Origin of the sequence: Nocardioides sp. NPDC006273 (genome assembly GCF_040613495.1) — a bacterium.
In the GTDB taxonomy this organism is placed as follows: Bacteria; Actinomycetota; Actinomycetes; order Propionibacteriales; family Nocardioidaceae; genus Nocardioides.
This window is the reverse complement of sequence record NZ_JBEXSD010000111.1, coordinates 1-6999: the sequence shown is the minus strand read 5'-3', so window position 1 is coordinate 6999 and position 6999 is coordinate 1. Positions and strand designations below refer to the sequence as shown.

5 protein-coding genes are annotated in these 6999 nt (G+C 69.2%); 3 read left to right on the top strand and 2 right to left on the bottom strand.

Annotation, left to right across the window (positions count from 1 at the left end):
• Positions 1 to 91 precede the first annotated feature (91 nt).
• Positions 92 to 2296 carry an acyltransferase family protein gene (locus ABZZ22_RS26540; protein WP_354938409.1) on the bottom strand — a complete coding sequence of 735 codons (2205 nt, stop codon included), beginning with the start codon at positions 2294 to 2296 and terminating at the stop codon, positions 92 to 94.
• Between the two features lie 190 nt (positions 2297 to 2486).
• Here ABZZ22_RS26540 and ABZZ22_RS26535 point away from each other — a divergent pair, with 190 nt between their 5' ends.
• From ABZZ22_RS26535 to ABZZ22_RS26525, 3 genes are all read left to right on the top strand, one after another.
• Positions 2487 to 3608 carry a substrate-binding domain-containing protein gene (locus ABZZ22_RS26535; RefSeq protein WP_354938406.1) on the top strand — a complete coding sequence of 374 codons (1122 nt, stop codon included), beginning with the start codon at positions 2487 to 2489 and terminating at the stop codon, positions 3606 to 3608.
• Entirely contained in the window at positions 3605 to 4354 is a 750-nt protein-coding gene (locus ABZZ22_RS26530; protein ID WP_354938403.1) for an ATP-binding cassette domain-containing protein, read from the top strand. Before ABZZ22_RS26535 ends, ABZZ22_RS26530 begins: the two co-directional genes overlap by 4 nt.
• 156 nt (positions 4355 to 4510) lie before the next feature.
• Positions 4511 to 5779 (top strand): ABC transporter permease, encoded by a 1269-nt coding sequence (locus tag ABZZ22_RS26525; RefSeq protein ID WP_354938400.1) that lies wholly within the window; start codon positions 4511 to 4513, stop codon positions 5777 to 5779.
• A 99-nt stretch (positions 5780 to 5878) separates the two neighbouring features.
• On the opposite strand, the gene ABZZ22_RS26520 is transcribed toward ABZZ22_RS26525, so the two are convergent.
• Positions 5879 to 6907 carry a LacI family DNA-binding transcriptional regulator gene (locus ABZZ22_RS26520; RefSeq protein WP_354938397.1) on the bottom strand — a complete coding sequence of 343 codons (1029 nt, stop codon included), beginning with the start codon at positions 6905 to 6907 and terminating at the stop codon, positions 5879 to 5881.
• Between the last annotated feature and the right edge of the window lie 92 nt (positions 6908 to 6999).

Genomic DNA, 6999 nt, shown 5'->3' with positions numbered 1-6999 from the left:
GGGTCCACGAGTACAACCATCACCGACCCCACTCAGCAATCGGGAAGGCCGCACCCATCACCAGGTTGAACAACCTGGCTGGGCATCACATCTAGCCGACGATCCTGGCCAGCTCCTGACCGAGGTAGGGGGCCAGGGAACGGGCATAGCGGGCGGTGAGGTGATTGCCGTCGCGGTAGACGATCACGTTGCCGATCACCGCCGGACAGAAGTCGTCGTCGCAGTAGAGATGGGTGAGGTCGACGATGGCGCCGTTCGGGTCGCGCGCGATCGCCTCGTGGTGCGGGTCGTCCATGAGCACCTCGGCGCGCGGCTTGCCGCATGCCCGGCCGGCGGTCTCGGGGCTGTGCCGGGAGATGCAGCCCAGGTCCTTGCGCAGGTAGGCGGCGGTGTCGGGCTCGAACATGGGGTTGTCGGTCAGCGCGATGATCTTGACATCGGTGGAGGGGCGAGCCGCCCATGCCTCGACCATGCCGTTGACGGTCGCCTCCCAACGGGTCTCGCTGCCGATCGGCTTGGTCATCTTCCGCGCCGAGTGGGTGACGATGATGGCGTCGAGATCCTTCTGCTCGGGGGCGGCGAGGTACGCCTCGAGCTGGTCGTTCCACGCCCTGCAGGCGGCTCGGTTGTCGCCGAAGTTCCAGCCGAGCTCGCGGTGGCTCCAGTGGCAGGCGGCGCGGGCGGCGACGTCGATGCGCCAGCCGTGCTCCTTGCCGACCAGGTCGAACGCGCCGGCGGGCGCGACCGCGTGGGAGTCGCCGACGACCAGCATCCGCTTGGTGTAACCCTGATGAGTGCCCTGCGGGCAGGCGGTGAAGCGCACCGGGCGCTCTTTGAACGACCAGCAGCTCGGCTGGTTGTCCTCGTCGTTCCCGATCGCTGCGATCGCCGGGCTGATCCGGCCCTCGAGCGCGGGGTTCTCGCAGCTCCTCGCCTCGACGGCCGCAGCCATCGCAGCGGCGCCGAGACACTCGGTGGCGTAGGGATCGGCACTTGCCAGCCGGGCCGAATCCTCGATCGCCCGCTGCTCGGACCGGTCGATCGCGTTCAGGCCCTGGACCCCTGCGACCAGGGCGATCCCGAGAGCGGCGGCGGTCGCGATCAGTGCCCGCGGCCCGCCGGGCTTGATGACGTACGTCTGTACCTGTCGGGTCACCAACCGGTTGGTCGCCCAGGCGAGCACGGCCGAGACGACCAGCACGCCCCCCGCCGACGCGATGGTGAGGCGCTCGCCGCCGGAGTAGTAGAGCCAGACGATCAGCAGCGGCCAGTGCCACAGGTAGAGCTCGTAGGAGATGTCGGCGACGAACCGCAGCGGACGGGTCGCCAGCAGGCGGCGTGGCCCGCGCGGCGACGGCGTCGACCCGATCATCACCAGCAGCGCCCCGGCGACCGGCCACAGGGCTGCCGGACCCGGGAACCGGTCGGCGCCGTCCATCACGAAACCGCAGGTCACGACGAGAGCGAGCCCGGTCCACGCAGCGTACGGCTTGATCTGCTCGGGCAGGTTCAGGCGGCGCAGGGCGAGCGCGGTCAGGCCGCCGGCGGCGATCTCCCAGAAGCGGGTGATGGAGTTGAAGTACGCCGCGGCCTGGTCCGCGCCGGAGACCTTGATCGCGTAGACGAAGGAGATCGCGAACGCGGCCGCGGTCAGCACGAACAGCACGCGTGCGAGATCGAGGCGGCCGCGCAGCGGTCCGCGGGCCACCGCGCGGAGTCCGAGGGCGAGCCCGACGACGACCAGCGGCCACAGCAGGAAGAACTGGCCCTGCACCGCGAGCGACCAGAAGTGCTGCACGGGAGTCGATGACGGCCCCGCCGCGCCGTAGGTGAGCTGATTGGCGATGAGCTCCCAGTTGAGCGTGTATGTCGCGGCCGCGATGATCTCGCGGGTCGTCTGGGTCCACAGCGTCTGGGGCATGAAGGCGACCATCAGCGCGGCCGTCGCGGCCAGCACGATCAGGGCCGGCGCGGCGAGCCGCGCGAACGTACGTCCGTAGTGCTCGCCCAGCCGGACCCGGCCACGCTCGGCCCTGCCCACCAGCGACCGGGTGGCGAGGAAGCCGGAGATCACCAGGAAGACGTCGATCCCGCCCGAGACTCGGCCGTTGCCGAAGAGGTGGAAGGCGACCACGAGCGCCAGCGCGATGCCACGCAGACCGTGGATCTCACTGATGTGGCCGGCGGTCGGGCCGGAGGAGACCTGTGGCGGGCGGGTCTGCCCAGATTTGGGGAGGTTGGGATCGCTGACGGTGCGGCCGGGCGAGGGCGTGCGGAGATCCGAGGTGGCGGTCACGTGATCGCTGTTCTGGTGGACATCGGTGGGCGGAAGCCGTCGAACAGTAGCGGGCATTGGTGACCTGTTGGCGTACGGCTGTCATCAAACGGTCCTCGGGATCTCCTCAGAACCGCCTCACGCTGCCGCTGAAGAAGATAGGTTGCACCCCGACGTGACATAGATCACACTCAGACTGAGGAGTTCGACGATGAACACGCACAAGATCGGCCGCCTGATGGCGGTCGCCGCGGTGGCGACTCTGTCGACCGCATCGCTCGTGGCATGTGGAGGCTCGGATGATGGTGGCGGCGACGCGGGCGGCTCAGGTGGCACCGACGTCGGCGTGATCCTGCCCGATGCGACCACGTCTCCTCGCTGGGAGGCGCAGGACCGACCCAACCTGGAGAAGGCGTTCACCGATGCCGGCCTCGAGGCCACGATCCAGAACGCGCAGGGTGACACCGCCAAGTTCGGTCAGCTGTGCGACAGCATGATCAACGAGGGCGTCAAGGTCATCATCATCACCAACCTGGACTCCGAGTCGGGTGCGGCCTGCCTGAAGAAGGCCGCCGACGCCGGCGTGACGAGCATCGACTACGACCGGTTGACGCTCAACGGCGGCGCCTCCTACTACGTCTCCTTCGACAACGTGCTGGTCGGTGAGCTGATGGGCAAGGGACTCGACGAGTGCATCACCGCGGCGGGCAAGAGCGGCGGCAACATCGTCTACGTCAACGGCGCGGCCACCGACAACAACGCGGCCCTGTTCAAGTCGGGCTACGAGAAGGCGCTCGAGGCGAAGATCGCCGACGGCACCTACAAGCTCGTCGGCGACCAGTCGGGGGAGTGGGACGCCACCAAGGCCGGGAAGGTCTTCGACCAGATGTACACCGCCAACGCCGGAAAGATCGATGGCGTGGTCTCGGCCAACGACACCATGGCCGGCGGCATCATCGCCCGGCTGAAGGCCAACAAGGTGGCCGGCAAGATCCCGGTGACCGGCCAGGACGCCTCGGTCGAGGGCCTGCAGAACATCCTGCAGGGCTTCCAGTGCGGCACCGTCTACAAGAACACCGCGCTCGAGGCCAAGGCCGCCGCCGACCTGGCGATCGCGCTGATCGACGGGGACGAGGGCGCCGCCAACGCGCTCGCCACCGGCACCGTGGAGGACACCGAGGCCGGCAAGGACGTGCCCTCGGTGCTCGCCGAGCCCGTCTGGGTCACCAAGGAGACCGTCGGGTCGGTCATCGAGGACGGCCAGGCCGACGCCGCCGAGGTGTGCGCCGGTGCGATCGCGGACCTGTGCACCGAGAACGGCGTGCCTCAGTGAGTCCGCTGCTGGAGCTGCACGGCGTCGAGAAGTCCTTCGGCGCCGTGCAGGTCCTGCGCGGAGTGGACCTCTCGGTGGAGGCGGGCCGGGTCACCGCGCTCGTCGGCGACAACGGCGCCGGCAAGAGCACCCTGGTCAAGGGGATGGCCGGGATCCATCTCTTCGACGCCGGTGACTACCGCTTCGAGGGGCAGCCGGTGAAGGTGGCCAGCCCCAAGGACGCCGCCGCGCTCGGCATCGAGGTCGTCTATCAGGACCTCGCGCTCTGCGACAACCTCGACGTAGTGCACAACATGTTCCTCGGCCGGGAGATGAGCCGGCTGCGGCTGATCGACGAGGACACCATGGAGCAGCGTGCTCGCGAGACGTTGGACGGTCTCTCGGTGCGTACGCTGAAATCGGTGCGTACGCCGGTGGCCTCCCTCTCCGGTGGCCAGCGGCAGACCGTGGCGATCGCCCGGGCCGTGCTGTGGAACTCGAAGCTGGTCATCCTCGACGAGCCGACCGCGGCCCTCGGTGTGGCGCAGACCGAGCAGGTGCTCCGGCTGGTGCGGCGCCTGGCCGACCGGGGCCTCGGCGTCCTGCTGATCAGCCACAACCTCAACGACGTCTTCGAGGTCGCCGACGACATCGCGGTGCTGTACCTGGGGGCCATGGTCGGTCAGATCGAGGCCGCCTCCACGACGCGTGAGCGGGTCGTGCAGGCGATCACCACCGGCGTCGTTCCCGAAGGAGGCGCGGCATGAGCGAGCGCCAGCGAGCGACAACAAGTCTCAGGTCGCCACTTCCGTGTTCTTCGCCTTCCTCTACGGAGGTGGCGGCATGAGCGAGCGCCAGCGAGCGACAACAAGTCTCAGGTCGCCACTTCCGTATTCTTCGCCTTCCGCTGCGGAGGTGGCGGCATGAGTCTGGACACCGATGACCCGACGATCGCCTCGGTGCCGGACCCGGATCCGGACAACTCGCTGGGTGGGATCTTCCGGGCCTACCTGGCCAAGCTCAGGGGTGGCGAGGTCGGCTCGCTGCCGGCGGTGCTGGGCCTGATCGCGCTGGTCGTGGTCTTCTCCACGCTGCGACCCGACCAGTTCACCAACTCGTTCAACTTCGCCAACCTGATCGGTCAGTCGGCGGGGGTGACCGTGCTCGCGATGGGCCTGGTCTTCGTGCTGCTGCTGGGCGAGATCGACCTGTCGGCGGGGTTCGCGGGCGGTGCCTGTGCGGGGGTGCTCGGGGTGTTCCTGACCAGGCAGGAGTGGCCGCTGGTCCCGGCATTGCTAGCGGCGCTGCTCACCGGAGCGGTCATCGGTCTGCTCATCGGGCTACTGGTGGCCAGGCTCGGGATCCCCTCGTTCGTGGTCACCCTGGCCGCGTTCCTCGGGCTGCAGGGCGTCCTCCTGACGATGATCGGTGAGGGCGGGACGATTCCCTACCGCAACGACTTCATCAACGGCCTCAACAACGCCAACCTGCCGCTCTGGCTCGGTTGGGCGCTCGGCATCATGTGCGTCGTGGGCTATGCGGCCTCGACGTACGTCACCGATGCGCGCCGCCGGGCCAAGAACCTCACCGTGCAGCCCATCCTGCTGTGGGCGTTGAAGACCGGGCTGCTGACCGTCGTGGTGCTCGTGGTCGTCGGCTATCTCTCCGTCGAGCGCAGCCGCAACCCGGCGCTGACCTCGCTCAAGGGGGTGCCGGTCTCGCTCGTGGTGATCGTCGGCCTGCTGATCGTGCTGACCTTCATGCTGGCCCGCACCGCCTGGGGAAGACACGTCTACGCGGTCGGCGGCAACGCCGAGGCGGCGCGCAGGGCCGGGATCAACGTGTTCCGGGTGCGCCTGTCGTGCTTCATCCTCTGCTCGACCATGGCTGCCGTGGCCGGCATCATGATCGCCAGCCGGACCAACTCGGTGAACCCGAACACGGGCGGCGAGACGACCCTGCTGTACGCCGTGGGCGCCGCCGTCATCGGCGGCACCTCGCTCTTCGGCGGCAAGGGCCGGGTCATCGATGCCGTCATCGGTGGCACCGTGGTGGCGGTCATCGACAACGGGATGGGCCTGCTCGACCAGCCCCAGGGCACCGTCTGGATGGTCACCGGCCTCGTCCTCCTGGTCGCGGCCAGCGTCGACGCCCTCTCCCGGCGGAGAGCATCGGCTACCGGGCACGTGTAGCGGGCTCGTTCCTCCGTCACGGTATGCAGGCGAAGGCGCACATCCCCAGCGGATCTCCGCACGGGATGTGCGCCTTTCGCTGCATACCGTGATGAAGGCTCAGGCCGGCGGAGCGGTGCTGCCGCGTACGACCAGCTCGGCGGGCAGCCGCAGGTGGCGTTCGGTCTGCTTGCCCTCGAGCAGCTCGAGCAGGAGCCCGAGGGCGGCCCGGCCCATCTCGTGGAGCGGCTGGGCGACGGTGGTGAGCGGGGGAGTGGAGTCACGGGACTCGGGTACGTTGTCGAAGCCGACCACAGAGAGGTCCTCGGGGACGCGAAGGCCGAGCGAGCCGGCGACCTCGATGACCTTGATCGCGGAGATGTCGTTGGCGGCGAAGACGGCGGTGGGTCGCTCGCCGGCCGGGAGCGAGAGCATCTCGCGGGCCGGTGCCTCGGCGAGCTCAGGGTGGTAGCCGCCCACCCGGATCAGGTCGGGGGAGACGCTCAGGCCGGCGTCTTGGAGGGCATCGCGGTAGCCCTGCTCACGCAGGCCGGCGGAGCGGAGGTCGGGGCGGCCGCCGAGGAAGCCGATGCGCCGGTGGCCGAGGCCGACCAGATGGTCGACGGCGAGCCTGGCGCCGGTGGTGTTGTCGGCGTCGACGGTCATCGGGCCGTCGGGTCCGGTGTGGGGGTCGATGGCGACGACCGGGATGGTGGTCTCGTCGGTGATGATCATGGACGGGGTGACCACGATCGCGCCGTCGATCAGGGTGTGGCCGAGGCGGGAGAGCGAGCGGCGCTCCCAGCCGGTGTGGTTGTGGGCGCCGGTGCGTCCGGCATGCGCCAACAGCTCGTAGCCCGTGCCGTCCAAGGCCGCTGAGATGCCCTTGAGGAGCTCGGCGGAGTAGGGCTCGAACTCGGCGACGAGCACGCCGATGACACCGGTGGACTTGCGGCGCAGGCTCGAGGCGATCAGCGACGACTGGTAGCCGAGCTGCTCGATGACCGCGAGCACCTTCTCGCTCGTCGCCTCGCTGACGCCGTAACGCTCGTTGATCACCTTCGAGACCGTGGCCACCGAGACTCCTGCCTCCCGGGCCACGTCGTTGATCGTCACCCGGCGGGGGCGGGGCTGGTCGAGCGTGCTCACGCCGCCGCCTCCGCGCTTCGCGCGGTGACTCCCTCGCTCGGCGCGAGCGGACGAGCAAGCTCGGCGCTCGACCTCGCTCCGGTCGTTGCCGT

Bases quoted from the DNA above. Each gene is read 5' to 3' on its own strand.
- ABZZ22_RS26535 (WP_354938406.1), top strand. From the start codon at position 2,487: ATGAACACGCACAAGATCGGCCGCCTGATGGCGGTCGCCGCGGTGGCG.
- ABZZ22_RS26525 (WP_354938400.1), top strand. From the start codon at position 4,511: ATGAGTCTGGACACCGATGACCCGACGATCGCCTCGGTGCCGGACCCG.